At 68.1% G+C, this 19,930-nt stretch carries 14 protein-coding genes and 1 tRNA gene; 7 read left to right on the top strand and 8 right to left on the bottom strand.

The features are described 5' to 3' along the window. Positions 1–59: 59 nt before the first annotated feature. Positions 60–2,519, bottom strand: coding sequence for a hypothetical protein (locus F9B98_RS11465; protein ID WP_150957466.1), 2,460 nt, complete (start codon positions 2,517–2,519; stop codon positions 60–62). A gap of 946 nt (positions 2,520–3,465) precedes the next feature. Continuing rightward, positions 3,466–4,488, bottom strand: coding sequence for a hypothetical protein (locus F9B98_RS11460; protein ID WP_150957463.1), 1,023 nt, complete (start codon positions 4,486–4,488; stop codon positions 3,466–3,468). 307 nt (positions 4,489–4,795) lie between these two features. Between F9B98_RS11460 and F9B98_RS11455 the strand changes: the two genes are divergently transcribed. Then, entirely contained in the window at positions 4,796–5,713 is a 918-nt protein-coding gene (locus F9B98_RS11455) for a cation diffusion facilitator family transporter (protein WP_150957460.1), read from the top strand. Positions 5,714–5,987: 274 nt separating this feature from the next. Continuing rightward, a complete protein-coding gene (locus F9B98_RS11450) occupies positions 5,988–6,473 on the top strand; it encodes a GNAT family N-acetyltransferase (RefSeq protein ID WP_191966778.1) in 486 nt (161 codons plus the stop codon). A gap of 76 nt (positions 6,474–6,549) precedes the next feature. Here the strand turns inward: F9B98_RS11450 and F9B98_RS11445 are convergent, their stop codons facing one another. Both F9B98_RS11445 and F9B98_RS11440 read right to left on the bottom strand, forming a co-directional pair. Beyond that, complete coding sequence (locus F9B98_RS11445; RefSeq protein WP_150957455.1) at positions 6,550–7,821, bottom strand: hypothetical protein; 1,272 nt, start codon at positions 7,819–7,821, stop codon at positions 6,550–6,552. 203 nt (positions 7,822–8,024) lie between these two features. Beyond that, on the bottom strand, positions 8,025–10,520 hold the full coding sequence (locus F9B98_RS11440; RefSeq protein ID WP_150957454.1) for an ATP-dependent DNA ligase: 2,496 nt from the start codon (positions 10,518–10,520) through the stop codon (positions 8,025–8,027). A gap of 177 nt (positions 10,521–10,697) precedes the next feature. Between F9B98_RS11440 and F9B98_RS11435 the strand changes: the two genes are divergently transcribed. Next, a complete protein-coding gene (locus tag F9B98_RS11435) occupies positions 10,698–11,570 on the top strand; it encodes a Ku protein (RefSeq protein ID WP_150957451.1) in 873 nt (290 codons plus the stop codon). On the opposite strand, the gene F9B98_RS11430 is transcribed toward F9B98_RS11435, so the two are convergent. The 3 genes from F9B98_RS11430 to F9B98_RS11420 all read right to left on the bottom strand — a co-directional run bounded on the left by F9B98_RS11430 (position 11,567) and on the right by F9B98_RS11420 (position 14,111). Continuing rightward, positions 11,567–12,316, bottom strand: a complete 750-nt coding sequence (locus tag F9B98_RS11430) for a DedA family protein (protein WP_150957449.1) — start codon at positions 12,314–12,316, stop codon at positions 11,567–11,569. The genes F9B98_RS11435 and F9B98_RS11430 overlap by 4 nt on opposite strands. A 48-nt stretch (positions 12,317–12,364) precedes the next feature. Next, positions 12,365–12,446 (bottom strand) — tRNA-Leu (locus F9B98_RS11425). 51 nt (positions 12,447–12,497) lie between these two features. Beyond that, complete coding sequence (locus F9B98_RS11420; protein WP_150957446.1) at positions 12,498–14,111, bottom strand: amidohydrolase; 1,614 nt, start codon at positions 14,109–14,111, stop codon at positions 12,498–12,500. 72 nt (positions 14,112–14,183) lie between these two features. On the opposite strand from F9B98_RS11420, the gene F9B98_RS11415 reads away from it, so the two are divergent. Continuing rightward, entirely contained in the window at positions 14,184–15,203 is a 1,020-nt protein-coding gene (locus F9B98_RS11415; protein WP_150957443.1) for an NADPH:quinone reductase, read from the top strand. A gap of 135 nt (positions 15,204–15,338) precedes the next feature. Here F9B98_RS11415 and F9B98_RS11410 read toward each other — a convergent pair whose 3' ends face one another. Then, a complete protein-coding gene (locus F9B98_RS11410; protein ID WP_191966823.1) occupies positions 15,339–16,577 on the bottom strand; it encodes an MFS transporter in 1,239 nt (412 codons plus the stop codon). Positions 16,578–16,648: 71 nt separating this feature from the next. On the opposite strand from F9B98_RS11410, the gene prfB reads away from it, so the two are divergent. From prfB to ftsX, 3 genes are all read left to right on the top strand, one after another. Further along, positions 16,649–17,758, top strand: a complete 1,110-nt coding sequence (gene prfB / locus F9B98_RS11405) for a peptide chain release factor 2 (protein WP_150957439.1) — start codon at positions 16,649–16,651, stop codon at positions 17,756–17,758. Between the two features lie 124 nt (positions 17,759–17,882). Next, entirely contained in the window at positions 17,883–18,935 is a 1,053-nt protein-coding gene (gene ftsE, locus F9B98_RS11400) for a cell division ATP-binding protein FtsE (RefSeq protein WP_150957436.1), read from the top strand. Next, positions 18,932–19,849, top strand: a complete 918-nt coding sequence (gene ftsX / locus F9B98_RS11395) for a permease-like cell division protein FtsX (protein ID WP_150957433.1) — start codon at positions 18,932–18,934, stop codon at positions 19,847–19,849. Before ftsE ends, ftsX begins: the two co-directional genes overlap by 4 nt. Positions 19,850–19,930 lie beyond the last annotated feature (81 nt).

Genomic DNA, 19,930 nt, shown 5'->3' with positions numbered 1-19,930 from the left:
AAGGGGTGTGGATTCCTAGTCGAAGACCCACACCCCTTCGCCTTGCGTTCTCCCTGTGGTCAGCAGCTCACTTCCTGCGTCAGCGGTAGCGACCAGGCGCCCGCGTACTTGTGGAAGTACTGGCCGGCGCTCTTGATGCCCGTGGCGAGGACATTGCCGTTGCTTCCGTCGATGAGGCGTTTGTCCGAGGTGAGGAACAGGTTGTTCGCGACGGGGGTGGAGCCAGACGGGACGTTGCTTGCGGTGGTCTCATTTCCGGAGATGAGAATGACGCAGGTGCCGTCCTTCTTTCGGACGGGGAGATGCCAGCGGCCATTATCGTCGGCGGCGACCTGACCGTAGATGTCGATGTTGGTGCCGTAGACGGTGTTGCCAGAGACGAGGCGTCCGTCGGTGGTGAGCCACCAGCGGTCTGCGACGGGCTTGGAGCTGGCGGGCACTCCTGCCATGGGTGCCTCGGTGTAGTCCTGAATGTAGCTGTAGCCGCCGTTCTTCTTATTGAGCGGGAATCGCCAGTTGCTGCCGTCGAAGTAGACATCGCCCCAGCTATCAACGTTCGTGGCGACGGAGGCGCCGTTGTCCGACCGGAGGATGCGGTTGTCGGATGTGTAGAAAAGTCTCCCGTTGACCGGCGTCGACCCCGAGGGGATGCCGCTCGTGCCATTCTCGCCGCCGTTGATGATCACGACGCAGGTGCCGTCGCTCTTTCTCACCGGGAGGGCCCAGTTGTTGCGATCGACGTAGATCTGTCCGAACGCGGCAACGTTCGACGCGACCACTGCGCCATTTCCCCCTCCGTCGATGAGGCGACCGTCCGAAGCAAGGTAAAGCCCTCCGGCCACGGGCTTCGACCCGCCCGGAACACCCTTGGCTGTGTTCTTCCCCGAGGCCGTCAGGTAGACGGCATCGGGTGCAGCCGATCCCGCTAGCTGGGCCGTGGCTGAGGACGCTCCCGATGCCGTAGCGGTCGCAGCGGAATTGCCGCCGTTCTGCGGCACGTTGATGTCGGGCAGCGTGACGGATCCACCGGACCCCGTGGTTCCCGTCCACGAGGTTCCCCCCGTGGCGAACGTGTACCCATCCGCGAGAGTCGTCGTGACGGCAAGCCCCGACTTGGCCGACGAGTTCTGCGTCGCGGTAACCACCGCACCCGAGATCGTGGAGCAACCTTGCCCGCTGTAGGTCGACTTGTCGAACGCGAGAACCGGCGCCAGCGGACCACAGTTGCTGACGTCTTGGGTGAGGGGGAGGGTCCAGGTGCCGGCGTATTTGTGGAAGTACTGGCCGGTGCTGTTGACGCTGGTGGCTACGACATTCCCAGTGCTGCCGTCGATGAGCCGTGCGTCCGAGGTGAGGAAGAAATTATTCGCGACCGGGGTGGAGCCGGAGGGCACATTCGTAGCGGCGTTCTCGGTTCCGGAGATGTTGATGACGCAGCTGCCGTCTTTCTTGCGGATCGGAAGATGCCAGTGGCCATTGTCGTCAGCGGCGACCTGTCCATAGGCGTCGATGTTGGTGCCGTAGACAGTCGTGCCCGAGACGAGACGTCCGTCGGTGGTCAGCCACCATCGGGCGGCAACCGGCTTCGCGTTCGCCGGCATGCCAGATACGACCGTCTCCGAGAGGTTTTGCACGTAGCTGTAACTACCGTCCTTCTTCCTCAGCGGGAAGAACCAGTCGGTGCCATCGAAGTAGGGATCCCCCCACGTATCGACGTTCGTCGCGATCGTGCCGCCGTTGTCGGAGCGGAGAATGCGGTTGTCTGAAGTGAAGAACAGTCTGTTGGTGACGGGTGTCGACCCGGAGGGAATGCCAGTGGTGGGATTGTCGCCGCCGTTGATGACCACGGTGCATGTCCCGTCCTTTTTCCTCAACGGGAGGGACCAGTTGTTGCGGTCGACGTAGATCTTTCCGATCGCGGCCACGTTCGATGTGATCACCGCTCCACCGTTGCCTCCGTCGATGAGTCGACCATCCGACGTCAGATACAGTCCGCCGGCGACGGGCGTCGAGCCAGAAGGAACGCCTTTCGCGTCGCTCTTCCCGGACGGCGTCAGATATACGGCACTGGTCGCCGCTGAACCCGTCAAGGTCGCCGTCGTCGACGACGCTCCGGATGCCGTCGCCGTCGCCGTTGCGTTGCCGCCGTTCTGTGGAACATTGATGTCGTCCACGGTCACAGCCCCGTCGGAGCCGGTGGTGCCGGTAAAGGACGTTCCACCGGAGCTGAACGTCCAACCGCTGGAGAGGGAGACGGTGACGGCCGTGCCCGCCTTCGGCGTCGCGCCATCCTTCGCGGTGACCTTGGCACCGCTGATCGTCGAACACCCCTCGCCGCTATACGAGGACTTGTCGAAAGCGAGCGCGAGCCCCGAGGCCGCGAAAGCGGGAGTGCCGGCAGTGAGCATCACAGCGGGCACCGCGAAAGCGGATCCCGCGAGGACGGTGCGCCGCGAGAGGGGGCCGCCAACTTCTGTGGTTGGTGACGAGAGGTCGAAGGCAGGGGATTGGTCGTTCACGGATGATCCTTTCGATCGACGTGCCGTCGTGACCGATGGCGGGTCGCAGAGGGGCGGTGTCAGCAGACTTCTTCGCACCCTTGCTCAGGCAGGGCGGTCCGGCCATAGCCGATTCGCGGCGGAAGTTGCGTGGTGACAGCCGTAAACAGCCGTTCAGGCGGAGAATTGACGACACTCATCGCGGTGCGGTGCTTCGAAAGATCACCCTTGCGATCACCCGAACAGCATGTTTACAAGCTTGTGGTCTAGGGCTTCTGGTCCACGCGCGGCTGGACGAGGCGCGCGCCGACGGCGCACACGGATCGGCCGGTGCTGGCGGATGAGTTGGGTGTCGCGGTTGTCGTGGTGGGTAGGTTGTCGGGGGTTCTCTCGACGTGTTGCGCCGTACCAGAGAGATGCGACGACCAACCCCGAGCTGCTGCTTGACCTCGTGTCGGATGTCGCCGCTCTACATCGTGTGGCCCGGTTCGTGTCGGCGTTGCGCTGGTGCGTTCGGGTGGCGGGGGCCCGCGTGGTTTCGGGCACGACCCGACTTCCATCCCCGACGGCCGGGCCGCGGGGGAGGAGCGGGCCGCAGGAGCGTTGACGAACGCCGAGAAGAGGCGGATTCATAACGCGCGCACGTGCCTTTAGATTGCAGCGTTGTTTGAGGCGATCTGACTCCCTAGATCACATCTGACGGCACAGCGCGCCGAAGGGGTGTGGACCCTCGATTGAGGTCCCACACCCCTTCGCTCTGTGTGCAATCTGAGCTTTAGCGAGCCGCGAACGCAGACGTGCTAATCCGAGATGAGCGCGTCAACTCATGGCGTGCTCGATCAGGAGGGTCGGCGCGTCATGGCGGCATTGGCTTCAAGCGCCGGTGGCCCGGCTTTGCGCCGCCGTGCGCAGGTCTTCCTGGTTGGCGGATGCGGCCAGGAGGACCTGTGCTCCTCAAATATCCTGCTCAGTTCTGGGTATAGAACTGGCGGAACACATAGTTGTTATTCGTGTTCGAGTCCGCATCGGTCGGCTGGGCATAAGCGTTGATCACTGCGTCATTTCTTCCCTTCGCGAGAACCTGTGCCGTCTGAATCTTGAAGTAAAAGCGGCCCGTGGCTGTCTGACCGACGCCGAGAGCGCCCGCGTGACGGAAGCCGAGAACCCTTCGATTTCCGTTGAGATAATCGAACACTTTGGTCCATCCGGCAGGCAGCGAGCCAGCCATACTGGCCATCTGATTGACGTCCCAGTCCATCTGTACCTGGGTGAACGGTGATGGAACGTCGCCTTGATTTACGATCTGGACATCGACGAATGGTGTGTTGTCCGCTCCGTAAACCGGCCGGCCGTTGTAAATGAGTACTCCCTGGCTTTGCAGCTCGAAGTAGGAGAAGGCGAGTTCGTACTTTTTCGACTGAGATACGTAAAAGCCCGCGCTTGCCGAATTGTTCGAACTGTTCGAATCACCTGAGGTTGGTTGCGCGTAAGCGTTCACCGAGGAAGGGTTGGTGCCACCGGGGGCATCATTGCGAATATAGAAAAAGAGGCGCGCCGCTATTGAGCTTTTCCCGGCCAGACCACCTCCGGAGTACGAGAGGACGAAGACGCGTCTCCCTCCGTTGGTGTAGTTGGCGGTCTGCGTCCAACCATCGGGGACGAGGATCCCTGAAACGTAATCCGCGTCGAAATCGACCTGTATGCCGGTGCTGCCCGACGACCCGGGGCCAGCATTGTAGATAGAGAAGTCGAGGAAAGGTCCATTCCCTGCTGCGTAAAGGGGCTGACCGTTGGACGAGCCCACCCCCTCACTCTGCAGCTTGAAGTACGAGAAAGACAGGTCGAAATCCGATGAAGCTGCGAAGGCCGGTGTTGCTGTCGTCAGAGCGATCGCGGGAACGGCCCAGGCTGCCCCCGCAATGATCTTTCGTCGCGCGACGGGCGTCGCGATGAGGGGTGTGGACTCGGAGTCGCTGAAGAGGTCACTCATGCTCAGGACGATCCTTTCTTGAGGGCATGTTTGCGTGCTATAGTTCCCGGAGGAGTTCCGATGGTGCTGGCAATCTCCCCGTACTGTCGCGGGTTTCGGCCTCCTCCACAGGGTTCGCTGAGCCGAACAAGCGGGGTGATTGGGGGTAGCCCCAGATCAGCAGCCTTTTTCGATGCCGCTGCGCGGCCTCGTCCTGGGCGCGATTCACCCCGACCTCACCCGCGAACCGTCGAGACCGACACCCGTTCTCATTCCCGACTTCCCGCGAACCCGGCGGCTCACCCTGTGCCCGCTCTAGCCTGGAGCTATGCACGATCACGCGCCCTCTGGTGGCATCCGGGATGCCAGTAACAGGCGCCTGCTTGCGACCGCCCTGGCCCTGACGGCCACGGTGATGGTGGTGCAGATCGTGGGCGCGATCCTCACGGGGTCGCTCGCACTCCTCGCCGACGCCGCGCACATGTTCACCGATGCCGCAGCCCTCGTCGTCGCGCTCATCGCCACGGCGATCGCGGCTCGCCCGGCGGACGACCGCCGCACTTTTGGTTATCAGCGCGCCGAGGTGCTCGGCGCTCTCGCGAACGGCGTCATCCTCATCGTCCTGTGCGTGTGGGTGGGTATCGAGGCCGTGCAGCGGCTGCTCGCCCCGGCCGAGGCCGAGGTGCAGGGCGGGCTCATGCTCGTCGTCGCCACGGTGGGCATGATCGCGAACGCCGTGTCGATGTTCCTGCTGTCACGGGCGCAGAAGCGCAGCATCAATGTGCGCGGCGCCTACCTCGAGGTGCTGGGCGACCTCGTCGGGTCGATCGCGGTGATCATCGCGGCCATCATCATCGTCACGACGGGATTCATGCAGGCGGATGCCATCGCCTCGCTGCTCATCGCGGTGCTCATCGTCCCGCGGGCTATCGGCCTGCTGCGGGAGGTCGTCATTGTGCTGACCGAGTCGGCGCCGGTGGGGGTGCACGTCGCCGAGATCCGCGAGCATTTGCGGGAAGCGGACGGCGTGGTCGACGTCCACGACGTGCACGTATGGCAGCTCACGCGCGGGGCGCCGGTGTTCAGCGCTCACGTGATCGTCGAGGACGCGGCTCTCTTCGACGGCCGGGCTGCGGCGATCCTGGCATCCCTGCAGTCGTGCCTCGCCGATCACTTCGACGTCGAGCACTCGACCTTCCAGCTCGAGCCCGCGGGGCACGTGGAGCACGATTCGCGGCATCTGTGAATGTCGGGGTCGTCCGCTAGCCTGCGGACAAGCCCCAGATCCCCCTCGGAGGTTTCCTTGTTCTCATCGCTCGTCATGAATCACTGGTTGCCCGTCACCGACGGGGCCGCGCCCGAAGGTGAGGCGGTGGTCGTCGTCGACCCCGAGCTCCCCGAAAATCGGTCGGTCTCGATCCTGCGCGCCAGCGACGGCGCGACGGTCGTGTCGCTGAGCCCCGGAGCGGGCCGCTCACCTCGATGTGTCCGACGGCGAACGTCTGTCGGCAGACGACGCTGTGGAACGCATCGAGGCGGCGGGTATCACGCTGAACGACCCCGACCACCTCTTCTATCTGCCGGTGGAGGAGCGGGCGAACGTCATCGCTCCGGACCCCGAGTCGAACACGCGCCGCCTGACCGCCGATGACGCGGACGCCTTCGCCGCTCTCGCCGCGGCGGCGCCCGAGGACGACTTCGACGAGGCGTTCGTGAAGCTCGACCACTGGCTCGTGTTCGGCACCTTCGTCGACGGGCGTCTCGCCGCGGTGGCGAGCATGTTCCCGTGGCGGGGTACCCAGCTCGCCGACCTGGGTGTCATCACCTTGCCGGAGTTCCGCGGTCGCGGCCTTGCTCGCGTGACCGTCCTGGCCCTCGCCGCCGACGCGCTGGAACAGGGCTATGAGCCGCAGTACCGGTGCCAACTCGACAATGCGCCATCGGTTGCTTTGGCCCTGGCATCCGGATTCCGCCGCTTCGGCGAGTGGATCGTGATCGACGACTGACATGGCCGACTTCGCAACGCCGAACCTACCGCTCGTGGAGAACCGCCGCTGACGGGCGGGGCTGACCGCGGGTCGGTCAGCAGCTCCGGGACGTGATGGTCAACGGCGTGCGTTCCACCGTTCCGTTGTAGGCGCTCCGGCCCACCTTCTCGACCTCTTTCGCGAGCTCGGTTGCCGAGGCGCCGTCGATGAGACGGTTGTCGGAGGTGAGGAAGTACGAGGAGCATTCCGGCTTCGACCCCGACGGCACGCCCGTGGCGGTCGTCTCGGTGCCGCTCTGCAGGTAGGTGAACGAGCCGTCGTTCTTCTCGAGGGGAATCCGGTAGCCGGTGCCGTCGCTGTACGAGGCGCCGATGGTCTTCACGTCCTGAGCGAGAGCGGCGGAATCGTTGCCATGGAAGATCGAGCCGCCGTCTTCGAAGAGACTGCCGGCCACGGGGTTTCGGCCGGACGGCGCGAGGATCTCGTTGTCGTCCTGGACCCAGGAGCACAGGCCGTCGTTCTTGGCGATGGGGAACATCAGGCCCTCGGTGTCTGAGATCACGGCTCCCCAGGAACGGTTGTTGTACGCGAGGTCCTGCCCGGTAGCTCCGTTGCTGGCCGTCCCACCCAGGAAGTACGAGTATCCGTCGGGGTCGCCGGTGGTCTGCGACGGCTGCTCGGTGCCGTTCTCGAGATAGGTGCACGAGCCGTCGGTCTTCGCCAGCGGCGCACGCCAGACGCCGGCTGCGAAGATCATCTGGCCCAGGGAGTCCACGTCACTCGCGAGAACGGTGCCGTCGTACCCGTCCACGAGCCGTTTGTCGGTCGTGAGGAAGACGGAGTGGAATGCCGGAGTCGAGTCCGCCGGAACGCCGACGGCGCGCTTCACGACCCCGCCCTCGAGATAGACCGGACCCGAGGGCGTGCCCGAGAGGGCGGCCGAGGCGGAAGACGCATTCGGTGCCGACGCGGTGATGGACGACGACCCGCCACCGGAGGGGACGGTGATGTCGGGGACCGGATACGAGCCGCCCGAGTCCGTCGTGCCGGTGGCGCTCGTGCCGCCGTTCGCGAACGTGTACCCGTCGCCCAGGAGCACGGTCACCGCCACCCCTGCGGCGGCCGCCCCGTTGTCGGAGGCGCTCACGGTCGCCCCGGTGATCGTCGAGCATTCGACGCCGGAGTAGGCGGAACGGTCGAACGTGAGAGACACCCCCGAAGCGGCGAACGCCGGGGACGTGGTCGTCAGCAGGACGGCCGGGACGGCGAGGGCGGACGACGTGAGGACGGACCGGCGTGAGATCGCTGATCGTGGCGCGTCGTCGGAGGGCGAGGGGGAGGGGCTGTCGGACGTGCTGTTCGTCACCGTGGGGTCCTTCCGAAGGCGCGAGTGTGGGGCGACTTTGGCCCACGCATGCCTCGGAGGAGGTTCGACCGTCGCCCATGAAAGGGTGGTGAGGAGAAGAAAGCCGGGTGGGAGAGCCTTTCGCGCGTCGTTGCACGGCCGACGTTCACCTGCCGCGCCACCCGCACCCCTGGCATACTTCACCCGGTGCATCCGCGTCGGTGTCAGTCCTCGCGCACCACGTCCGCCGGGTCCTTGTCCGGCCGCAGGCCGCGCCACCGCGCTTGGCGCAGGATCCCGCCCGGGGTGAACTCCGCGAACTCGACCTCGCCGACCAGCTCGGGTCGCACCCACAGGGCGTCGCGGGCATCGGCGGCCGGCACGCCCACGAACGGATCCGCGTCCGCGCGCAACGGTTCGAGCACCGCGGTCAGGCGCTCGAGCGTCTGCTCGCCGAACCCGGAACCCACCCGCCCGGCGTACTGCAGGCCGTCGGCCGTGGGGACGCCGACGAGCAGCGACCCGATCGAACCCGCGCGGTTGCCCTTGCCGGGACGGATACCACCGATCACCACTTCTTGGGTGCGCGAGTGCTTGACCTTGAGCCACTGCTCCGACCGCACCCCGCGGCGGTACGTCGAGCCCGGGTCTTTCACCACGACCCCCTCGAGGCCGAACCGGCCGCTCGTCGAGACAGCGGCATCCACGTCATCGAACACCGGCGGGACCACGACCGGAGCCTCGGCTTCGGCGGCCAGCTCCTCGAGGAGCTCCCGCCGTTCGGACAGGGCGAGGGATGCCACGTCCCGACCCCCCACGGACAGGACGTCGAACAGGTAGAGATGGACGGGGGTCCGCTCGGCCTCGTGGGCGATCTCGCGGGGCTTCGCGAGATGCATCCGCTTCTGCAGCAGCGGAAAGCTCGGCCGCCCCTGCGCGTCGAGCGCGACGATCTCGCCGTCGAACACCGCGGGCTCCGGCCCCAGACCGAGATCGACGGTCGTGAGCTCGGGATAGGCGGCGGTCAGATCGTTGCCGTTGCGCGAGCGCAGGCGCAGGCGCTCGCCGTCCCAGATCCCCAGACCCCGGATGCCATCCCACTTCATCTCCACCCAGGGCGAGCCGCCCCAGCGCTCGGCGGCGGCGCGGGCGATGCCCGGGGTCGCGGAGGTGGCGAGCATGGGCCTGAGTTCGGCGGCGGTCGGCGGGGTGTGGGGCGTCGGGGCTTCGGGTTCCGAGGCGCTGGGCTGCGGGTCTGTGGGCTTCGACTCTTTTGGCTTCGGTGTCGTGGCGGGTCGAGAGGCGGGGGAGCCGTGGTCGAGAGGCAAGACGGGGGCTCCGTCGCTCTGCGGCCGGCCGTCGGCATCCGTCTTCATTCGATGAAGCAGCCACTGCGACTTCTCGCCGTGGCCTTCGGTGCGGATGAGCGCCAGGCGCACGCGGCCGAGGGGGCCGTCGTCGCGTCCCTCGAGGGTCGCGATGACCTCGTCGTCGCGCCACTTCTCGAGCTCGTAGGTTCCGGTGTCCCAGACGGTCATGATGCCCGCGCCGTACTCGCCGCGGGGGATCTCGCCGGCGAAGTCGAGGTACTGCAGCGGGTGGTCCTCGGTCATGACGGCGAGGCTGTTCTTCGCGGTCGTCGGCGGAACGCCCTTGGGGACGGCCCAGCTGACCAGCACGCCGTCGCGTTCGAGGCGGAGGTCCCAGTGCAGGCGGGTGGCGTGATGCTCCTGGATGACGAAGCGGGGCAGGCCCTCGGCCGCGGGGGCGCCGTGCGGGGCCTCGGGTACGGGCTCGGGGGTCTTCCCCGCTGTGCGCTTCGCGATGTAGGCGCGCAGGGGTCCGTGCACCGCGTCGACGGGGGCCAGCGGGTCATCGGGGCGCTCGAGCACCTCGCTGAAAAGGAGGTGGCGCAGGTCGGGGTCGTCGAGTTCGGCCCACGTGCGCGGGGCGGCGACGTACGGGCGCGGACGGCCTCGCAGGGAGTACGGCGCGATCGTCGTCTTCGAGCCGTTGTTCTGACTCCAGTCGATGAACACCTTGCCGGGGCGCGCGGCCTTGGACATCTGGCTGACCACGAGGTCGGGGTGGTCGGCCTCGATAGCGCGAGCGAGTTCTTTCGCGACCGCGCTCGCCGCAGCGCTCGATTGGCGGCCGTCGAGGCGGGCGTAGAGGTGGATGCCCTTGCTGCCGCTCGTGACCGGCAGGGGGTCGAGCCCGATGTCCTGCAGGATCGCCCGGGCCCAGCGCGCGACCTCGGCGCACTCGGCCAGGCCCACACCGGGCCCCGGGTCGAGGTCGAGCACGAGACGGTCGGGGTTCTGCCGCTCGCCCGCGGATGAGAAGCGCCACTGCGGCACGTGCAGCTCGAGGCTCGCCACCTGGGCGAGGTAGACGAGGGTGGGCAGGTCGTCGACCAGGGGGTAGTCCTTCGCGCCGCTCGAGTGATCGATCGGGAAGCGCCGCACCCACGACGGAGCGCCGGGCTCGAGGGCCTTGGCGAAGAAGGGTTCGCCGGGGCTGGCATCCGTCCCCACTCCATCGGGCCAGCGTTTGCGCGTCAGCGGACGGTCGGCGACGTGGGGGAGCAGGAGAGGCGCGATGCGGGAGTAGTAGTCGATCACCTCGCCCTTGGTGGTTCCGGTTTCGGGGTAGAGCACCTTGTCGAGGTTCGACAGGCGCAGGCGGCGGCCGCCGATGCGCACCGTCTGCTCCGTCATCGCCCCAGCGTAGAGCGGAGGGGGCGGCGGATGCCGAGGGGGTTGCGGGTCTGGAAGGCCCTGAGCTTCTCGAAGGGGCCGGGGTTTGCGAGGGGCCCGGTGGCTTCGCCAGGCTCAGCCACCTCGCGGGGCGCAAGGGTCTCGGCATCCACCCCCTTTCCGGTGTTCACTGGGGGCATGCGATCGATCTGGAAGGGCGCCCTGACGTTCGGCCTCGTCAACGTGCCCGTGAAGGTGTACTCGGCCACCGAGGACCACGACGTGTCTCTGCATCAGGTGCACAACAAGGACGGCGGGCGCATCCGGTATCAGCGGATCTGCGAGGTCGACGGCGAGGTCGTGCCCTACCAGGACATCGACAAGGCCTACGACGACGGCGAGCAGACGGTCGTGCTGACCAAAGACGACCTGGCCTCGCTGCCCAGCGAACGCAGCCGCGAGATCGAGGTCGTCGAGTTCGTGCCCAGCGACCAGGTCGACCTGCTGACGCTCGACAAGGCGTACTACCTCGAGCCCGACTCGTCGTCGCCGAAGGCGTACGTGCTGCTGCGCAAGACGCTCGAGCAGACCGATCGCACGGCGATCGTGCGGTTCTCGTTGCGGCAGAAGACGCGGCTCGCGGCCCTCCGCGTACGCGGTGATGTGCTCGTGCTGCAGACCTTGCTGTGGGCCGATGAGGTGCGCGAGGCGGCGTTCCCGTCGCTGGATGAGAGCGTGCGGATCTCGGCGAGGGAGCTCGAGATGTCGGCCTCGCTCGTCGACAGCTTCTCGAAGGACTTCGACCCCGAGGAGTTCACCGACGAATACCAGGCCGAGCTGCGTACGCTCATCGACGCCAAGCTCGAGGAGGGCGACGCGATCGACACCGACGCCACCTTCGGCAAGCAGGAGGACGAGGACGGCGGTGAGGTCATCGACCTGATGGAGGCGCTGCGCGCGAGCGTCGAGCGGAGTCGGGCCGCGCGCGCCGGCGGGAAGGGCGCCGAGAAGACCGAGGATGCCCCGAAGAAGAAGGCCCCCGCGAAGAAGAAGAGCTCGAAGGCGTCTTAGCGCGTCGGCTGGTCTCCGTCTTCGAGGGTCTTCGCGTCGAGGGTGAGCGACTCGGCCTCGGCGGGGGTGACCGCACCCTCGCGCTTGGCGGCGGCGCGCTCGCGGAAGTAATGGACCGCGATGAAGATCGCAGTGCCGGCGACCGCGGCGAGCAGGATGACGTCGATGTACTCGGTCACGATGTCGCGGATGAAGGGGATGTACCCGACCAGGTAGCCGAGCATCGTCAGGCCGATGCCCCAGATGACCGCGCCGATGAAGTTGTAGAGCGAGTACTTCTTCCACGGCATGTGGCCGACGCCGGCGGCGATGGGAGCGAAGGTGCGCACGACCGGCACGAACCGGGCGAGGATGACCGTCAGGCCGCCGAAGCGTTCGAAGAACGCGTTGGTGCGTTCGACGTTCTTCTTGCTGAACAGTCCGGATTCTTTGCGTTCGAAGATCGAGGGCCCGGCCTTGTGCCCGATGAAGTAGCCGACCTCACCGCCGATGAAGGCCGCGACACCGATCGCGAGCGCGACCCACCAGGCGTTGAGCCCGAACACACCGTTGGGGGCGGCTTCGGTCGAGTGCGAGAGCAGGCCCGCCATGATCAGCAGCGTGTCGCCGGGCAGCAGGAAGCCGATGAGCAGGCCGGTCTCGGCGAAGATGATGAAGCAGACCACCAGCAGCGCCCACGGCTGGGAGTTGGTGATGATCGTCGCGGGGTCGAGCCACGGGAGCAGCGCGCTGGTGGTGTGGATCACATCGGTCCCGTCGGGTCGGAAGGTCGGTGCTGGAAATGGCTGACGCCGTGCGGAAGGGGGGACTTGAACCCCCACGCCCGAAGGCACAGGAACCTAAATCCTGCGTGTCTGCCGATTTCACCACTCCCGCGAGTGTGCTCATTCTAAGCGAGCGCGCCGCGCCCACGTTGTGAAGCTGCCGTCAACCCCAGACCCTCTCACCCGCGACCACGGTGACGATGTTCTTCGTCTCATGGATGCCGGTGGCCGGGCCGTCGAAGGGGTTGCGATCGGCGATGGCGAAGTCGGCGGGTGCCCCCGGTTCGAGGCGCCCGCCGGCGAGGCCGAGCAGTCGCGCCGAGCCCCGGGTATACGCGTCGATCGCGGTGCGGAGGTCGATCGCTTCGTCGGCCCCGAGAGGGGCGGCATCCGGCTCGCTCGGGGGTGTGCGGGTGACGGCGACGTGGATTCCCTGCCAGGGGTCGAAGGTCGAGACGGGCCAGTCGGAACCCAGCGCGAGCGCCGCACCCGCGCGGGCGAGCGAACCGAAGACGTAGAGCTCGTCGCGACGCTTGTCGCCGATGACGGGCAGCGTCGTCTGACGGGTGAGAGCGGTGGCGCAGGCCCAGAAGGGTTGAGCGTTCGCGCTGACGTCCAGGTCGGCGAAGCGCGGGACGTCGGACGGGTGGATGAGCTGGATGTGCGCGATGTGGTTGCGCACGCGCCGTCGGGCGGCTTCCGGTGTGGCGGCGAACGCGTCGAGGGCGTCGCGGACGGCGGCGTCGCCGATCGCGTGCACGTGGACGGCGAGTCCGGCGGCGTTGAGTCCGGGGACGAGTCGCCGTACGAGCGCGGGAGGGAAGTAGGAGAGTCCGCGCTCGTCGCTGCCCTCGTAGGGCTCGAGCAGGTGGGCGGTGCGGGTCTCGACGATCCCGTCGAGCATGAGCTTCGCGGTGGAGCTGGGCAGTCCCGCCGCGGCGTTCGACCTCGCGCGGTCCACGGCATGGGTGATGAACGCGTCGACACCGTCGAGGGTCAGGTCGCGGGGAACCCAGATCGCACCGGTCGCCCGCCCGCGCAGGGAGCCGTCGGTCAACAGCTGCAGGTACGCGTCGGTGAAGTCGGGGAAGCCCCCGTAGGCGCCGAGCGCGGCCTCCTGCCAGCCCGTCACCCCCGCCGCGAGCAGCTCGCGGGACAACCGCAGGATGCCGGCGGCCACCGCCGCGATGTCGGGTGCAGGCAGCAACCGCGCGACGAGCTGCATCGCGCCCTCGCGCAGGGCTCCGCGGGGGCGGCCCTCGGCGTCTCTCTCGATGCGTCCGTCGGCGGGATCGGGCGTCGAGGCGTCGAGCCCGGCGGCGGCGAGCGCGGCGGAGTTGGCCCACGCTCCGTGATGGTCGGCGTCGAGCAGGAGCGCCGGCCGGTCGGGGACGAGCCGGTCGAGGTGCGCGGCCGTCGGCCCCGTCGCGGGGAAGAGCGTGGGATCCCATCCGCCGCCGACGATCCACGGCGCCGCGGAACCCGCCGCGAAGGTTCGAACACGCTCGTCGATCTCGGCGAGGGTCGTGGCTCCCGCGAGGTCGCACCGCAGGGCGTCCATCGCCCCCACCCCGAGGTGCACGTGCGCGTCGACGAACCCGGGGGTGACGAGCCCGCCGCGCGCGTCGATCCGCTCGGGCGCGCGGCCCACGACCTCTTCCACCTCGTCGCGCCGTCCGACCGCGACGATGAGTCCGTCGCGGATGCCGAGGGTGTCGGCATCCGGAACGATTCCGCCCGAGAAGATCACGGCGTTGTCGACGATCAGAGCGCTCACCGCCCTAGTGTGGCGGGGGCCCGCGCGACACGCCGAAGGAATGTCCGCGGCGTCGACGGCGCTGGAACCGACATGAAGGCGATCACGTACTCCCAGCCCGGCGACTCCTCCGTCCTCTCGCTCGAGGACCGACCGTTGCCCGAACCCGCCGCGGGAGAGGTGCGCGTGCGCCTCACCGTGTCGGGCGTGAACCCGACCGACTGGAAGGCGCGCGCCACGACCGGCCGCCCCCTGCCCTTCGACGAGGTCACCCCCAACCAGGACGGAGCGGGAGTGGTGGATGCCGTCGGCGACGGCGTCGACTCCCTGTCGGTGGGTCAGCGGGTGTGGGTGTACCTCGCGGCGCACGAGCGGCCGCTCGGAACGGCGGCGGAGTACACGGTGCTGCCCGCCTCACGCGCGGTGCCGCTGCCCGACGACGCGTCGTTCGAACTCGGCGCGAGCCTGGGTGTCCCCGCGATGACGGCGCACCGCGCCCTCACCGTGCACGAGGACGGACCCTCGCGCCTGGCCCCCGGGGCGCTGACCGGTCGCACGGTTCTCGTGCAGGGCGGGGCGGGCGCCGTGGGGCACGCCGCGATCCAGCTCGCCGCGTGGGCCGGAGCCACCGTCATCGCCACGGTCAGCAGTGACGAGAAGGAGGCCCTGGCGCGTGCCGCCGGCGCTCACCACGTGCTGCAGTATCCGAGTGCGTCGCTGGCGGATGGCATCCGGGAACTCGCTCCGAACGGCGTCGAGCACATCGTCGAGGTCGCGATCGCTGACAACGCCGGTCTCGACGTCGAGGTCGTCGCGAACCACGGGACGATCGGGTACTACGCCGACAACGGTGGGGCGGAGTTCACCGCTCGCGTGCGCGAGAGCTTCGCGAAGAACATCCGCTGGCAGGGCCTGCTGCTGTACACGGTGGGGGAGCGAGCGCTGCTCGCCGCCGCCGAGGATGTGGCGGCGGCCGTGGCCGACGGGGCGCTGCCGGTCGGTGAGGAAGCCGGGCTTCCGCTGACGTGGTTCGCGCTGGAAGACACCGCCGCCGCGCACGACGCCGTCGAGCAGGGTGCGCTGGGGAAGGTGCTGATCCGCGTCGCGGACTGAGCGTTCCCTCGCGCGTGAGGGGCCAGAAACTGTCGCCGAGGGGTGCCCCGAAGCGACAGAAAGTGGCGCCTCACGCGGGGATGGGGCGGGGCGCGGGCGCGGAGGGCGCGGAGGGAGCGGATGCCGGGGCGCAGGTCAGCGGGGGCGCGGGACGTAGCGGGGGACCCAGCGGATGAAGCCCGCGGCGCCCAGGACCGCGATCAGACCCATCGCGCCGACGCCGACCGACAGGGATGCCACGGCCGCCAGGGCCGAGACGATGAGCGGGGCCACCGCGCCTCCGGCATCCGTGAGCGTTCTCCACGACCCGAGGAACGCCGCCGGATCGGTGGGCGGGGCCACATCGGCGCCGAGGGTAAGCAGGATGCCGCTGGACAGGCCGTTGCCCACGCCCAGGACGGCGGCGAACATTGCGTACCACATGGCCGCCGACGACAGATCGTGGGTGAACGACAGGGCGAAGAAGCCCGCCCCCATCAGGATCATGGCGGGGAGGGCCGCCCACAGGCGCCCGAATCGGTCCATCACCTGGCCGCTGGCGTAGAACAGGGCGAAGTCGATCGCCCCCGAGACGCCGACGACCACGGCGATGGTGCCGGCATCGAGCCCGAGCGACACACCCCACAGGGGTAGGACCACCTGGCGGGCCGAACGCACGGCCGACAGCGACGAGGCCGCGAGCCCCAGGCGCGCGAGCACCCCGCGGTATCGCCACATCGTTCGGAAGACCCCGACCCGCTCGACGGTGGGGATCGCGCCGGTGACGGGCTCGCCGGTGTCTTCTGCGTCGCGGGAGTCGCCGGCGTCGCGCCGGGTGGCCGAGCCCGCGCCGACGGAGACCGCCTTCTCGGGGTCGGGGCCGAAGAACACGAGCAAGATCGTGGCGACCTGGCAGACGGCGAAGAAGACGATGGATGCCGTTTCGGTGCCGAAGACCGCCAGCAGCGCCGCCGAGATGAACGGGCCGACGAACATGCCGAGGCGGAACGTGCCGCCCAACAGCGACAGCGCACGGGCCCGGAAGGTGAGCGGGACGCGCGTGGTCATGAAGGAGTGGCGGGCGAGGGCGAACGACGCGGCGCAGAACCCGATGAGGAACACCGCCGCGGTGAAGAACGCCAGCGACTGCGCGAACACGATGCCGAGCAGTCCCGCCAGCACCACGATGCCGGCCACCCCCATCGTCAGGCGCTCGCCGAAGCGCGCGACGGCCCAGCCCGCCGGAATGTTGCCGCACAGCTGACCGACGACGAGGGCGGCGGCCACGAGCGCGGCGACGGCGACGTCGGCGCCGAGGCGGTTGGCGATCACGGGGATGAGGGGGATGACCGCGCCTTCGCCGAGGGCGAAGAGCAGGGTGGGGCCGTAGATCATCGGTGCGAAGCGCACCAGCACGTTCCGGGGAGAGTCGGCTGTCACCGTCTCCACGATAGGCTTGATGTCTCATGCTCGAACTCGATTTGACCGCCGACATCCAGGCGCTGCGCTCGACCTTCGCCGATATCCAGGCCGTGGTCGACGTCGACGCACTCAAAGCCGACATCGAACGCCTCAGCGAAGAAGCCGGTGCCCCCGACCTCTGGGACGACGTCGACAACGCCCAGAAGGTCACCAGCCGTCTCAGCCACCGCCAGGCCGAGCTCAAGCGCGTCTCGGAGATCGAGCAGCGCCTCGACGACCTCGAGGTGCTCGTCGAGCTCGCCGTCGAGATGGACGACGAAGACTCCGCCGACGAGGCTCGCCGCGAGCTCGCCGCGCTGAAAGACGTGATCGGCCAGCTCGAGGTGCAGACGCTGCTCGACGGCGAATACGACCCGCGCTCCGCGGTCGTCACGATTCGCTCCGGTGCCGGCGGCGACGATGCCACCGACTTCGCCGAGATGCTGCTGCGCATGTACCTGCGCTGGGCCGAACGCCACAAGTACCCCGTCAAGGTCATGGACACCTCATACGCCGAAGGCGCCGGCATCAAGTCGGCCACCTTCGAGGTCGACGTGCCCTACGCCTACGGCACCCTGTCGGTCGAGGCCGGCACTCACCGCCTCGCACGCATCAGCCCCTTCGGCGGCGCCGATAAGCGCCAGACGAGCTTCGCCGCGGTCGAGGTCATCCCTGTGATGGAAGAGGCCGTCGAGGTCGAGGTGCCCGAGGGCGACATCCGCGTCGACGTGTTCCGCTCGTCGGGCCCCGGTGGCCAGTCGGTCAACACCACCGACTCCGCCGTGCGCATCACGCACCTCCCGACCGGCCTCGTCGTCTCGATGCAGAACGAGAAGTCGCAGATCCAGAACCGTGCGGCCGCCATGCGCGTGCTGCAGACGCGCCTGCTGCTGCTCAAGCGCGAAGAAGAGGCCGCCAAGAAGAAGGAACTCGCCGGCACGATCACCGCGAGCTGGGGTGACCAGATGCGCTCGTACTTCCTCTACGGCCAGCAGCTTGTGAAAGACCTGCGCACCGGGTACGAAGTCGGAAACCCGGCGGTCGTGTTCGACGGCGACCTCGACGGCCTGATCGCAGCCGGCATCCGCTGGCGCAAGCGCAAGGACGACGACTGAGTTCCCGCTCACTCGCAAGAGCCCTACGGATGCCGATGACCTGGCATCCATAGGGCTCTTTCGGTTTCACGACACGGCGCGTCCTGTCGTCGAGTCCGGGACCCGCGCTTAGGCTCGTCGAGCCATGATCCGGTTCGAGAACGTCACCAAGCGGTATCGCGGCACCGCGAAGCCCGCCCTGAACGCCGTGGACTTCGAAGTGCAGCGCGGGGAGTTCGTCTTCCTCGTCGGCGCCTCGGGCTCCGGCAAATCGTCGTGCCTGCAGCTCATCCTGCGCGCCGAGACCCCGAGCGACGGCCGTGTCGTCGTGCTCGGTCGCGACCTGCGCACGCTGTCGAACCGCAAGGTTCCCTATTTCCGCCGTCACATCGGTTCGGTGTTCCAGGACTTCCGCCTGCTGCCGAACAAGACGGTGCACCAGAACGTCGCCTTCACGCTGCAGGTGACCGGCGCCTCGCGCGGGTTCATCCAGCAGGCCGTGCCCGAGGTGCTCGCGCTCGTCGGCCTCGACGGCAAAGAGAAGCGCCTGCCGCACGAGCTGTCGGGTGGCGAGCAGCAGCGCGTCGCGATCGCGCGCGCCCTCGTCAACCGCCCGCAGGTGCTGCTCGCCGACGAGCCGACCGGAAACCTCGACCCGGCGACCTCGATCGACATCATGCGCCTGCTCGCGCGGATCAACGCCGGCGGCACGACCGTCGTCATGGCCACGCACGAGGCCGGCTTCGTCGACCAGATGCAACGTCGTGTGATCGAGCTGCGCGGCGGCGAGATGGTGCGTGACGAGCGTCACGGCGGCTACGGCGACACGTCGAGCCTGCCGCGCCTGGCACCCGAGGTCGAGCGCGGAGCGGCCGCCGTCGCGGCGCTCACCGCGGTTCTCGAGGTGCAGCGCGAGGTCACCGGACTCACCGGTCCCGTCGAGCCGCTGACGAAGCCCGGCGCGGACGCGACGCCGGCGCCACGACGCGACGAGACTGCTCCGGCGGAACGACGCGACGAGACTGCTCCGGCCGCGTCGGACGACGCCCCGGCCCCCGCCGCCGCGCCCCGCGAGCCCGGCACGAACACACGCTCCATTCCGGTCACCCGCCCCGACGTCGACGCCCTCGGACTCGCCGACCGACTCGGCCTGGGCGAGAAGAAAGACCGCAACGACGAAGTGGGGCCCACGTCATGAGGTTCGGGCTCATCCTCTCGGAGGCCTTCACCGGTCTCCGCCGCAACGCGTCGATGGTCATCTCGGTCATCCTCGTCACCTTCGTCTCGCTGACCTTCGTCGGCGCGGCGATGCTCATGCAGATGCAGATCGGCAAGATGCAGTCGTACTGGGCCGATCGCGCCCAGGTCGCGGTGTTCATGTGCGCGGCGTCGTCGAACGCGCCGACCTGTGTCGCGGGGGAGCCGGCGACCCAGGAGCAGATCGATCAGGTCAAGGCGACGCTCGACGGTCCGGCTCTCGCGCCCCTGATCCGCGACTACACCTACCAGACCAACGAGCAGGTGTTCGAGAACGCGAAGGGCTTGCTCTCGGATGACATCCTCGGTGTCGTCACCGCCGACCAGTTCAACGCGACCTTCAGCATCAACCTGGTCGACCAGAGCCAGTCCGACGTGATCTCCGAAGCTTTCAGCGGGCAGAACGGCGTCGAGAGCGTCACCGACCAGTTGCAGTACCTCGAGCCGCTGTTCCAAGCGCTCACGGTCGCGACCTACGTCGCGGTCGGTATCGCAGGTCTCATGCTGATCGCCGCCGTGCTGTTGATCGCCACCACCATCCGCCTCTCCGCGTTCGCGAGACGCCGCGAGCTGGGGATCATGCGCCTGGTGGGCGCGTCGAACCGATTCATCCAGACGCCGTTCATCGTGGAGGGCGTGCTCGCCGCGCTCGTCGGATCGGCGCTCGCGAGCGTGGCGGTCTGGGCGATCGTTGGCGTGGGTGTGAACCAGTACCTCCGGGACCGCATCGGCTTCATCACCTCGTGGGTGGACTTCGGGGACGTGGCGATCGTGATCCCGGCGCTCATCGTGATCGGCATCGTGCTTGCGGCCCTCAGCGCCAGTTTCGCCATCCGCCGCTGGCTGCGCGCGTAGCAGGCCGTGGCGTCGGGCGGAGCCGGCATCCGGTTCGGGTAAACTGTAAGGCTCTGTGTGCCCATGATCATGAGGAGGTGG

Source organism: Microbacterium testaceum StLB037 (assembly GCF_008763945.1).
Lineage (GTDB): Bacteria > Actinomycetota > Actinomycetes > Actinomycetales > Microbacteriaceae > Microbacterium > Microbacterium testaceum_G.
Note: the sequence above shows the minus strand (reverse complement) of the source record. Positions and strands in the feature narration are given on the sequence as shown.

Bases quoted from the DNA above. Each gene is read 5' to 3' on its own strand.
- F9B98_RS11460 (WP_150957463.1), bottom strand. From the start codon at position 4,488: ATGAGTGACCTCTTCAGCGACTCCGAGTCCACACCCCTCATCGCGACG.
- F9B98_RS11455 (WP_150957460.1), top strand. From the start codon at position 4,796: ATGCACGATCACGCGCCCTCTGGTGGCATCCGGGATGCCAGTAACAGG.
- F9B98_RS11440 (WP_150957454.1), bottom strand. From the start codon at position 10,520: ATGACGGAGCAGACGGTGCGCATCGGCGGCCGCCGCCTGCGCCTGTCG.
- F9B98_RS11435 (WP_150957451.1), top strand. From the start codon at position 10,698: ATGCGATCGATCTGGAAGGGCGCCCTGACGTTCGGCCTCGTCAACGTG.
- F9B98_RS11415 (WP_150957443.1), top strand. From the start codon at position 14,184: ATGAAGGCGATCACGTACTCCCAGCCCGGCGACTCCTCCGTCCTCTCG.
- F9B98_RS11410 (WP_191966823.1), bottom strand. From the start codon at position 16,577: ATGATCTACGGCCCCACCCTGCTCTTCGCCCTCGGCGAAGGCGCGGTC.
- prfB (WP_150957439.1), top strand. From the start codon at position 16,649: ATGCTCGAACTCGATTTGACCGCCGACATCCAGGCGCTGCGCTCGACC.
- ftsE (WP_150957436.1), top strand. From the start codon at position 17,883: ATGATCCGGTTCGAGAACGTCACCAAGCGGTATCGCGGCACCGCGAAG.
- ftsX (WP_150957433.1), top strand. From the start codon at position 18,932: ATGAGGTTCGGGCTCATCCTCTCGGAGGCCTTCACCGGTCTCCGCCGC.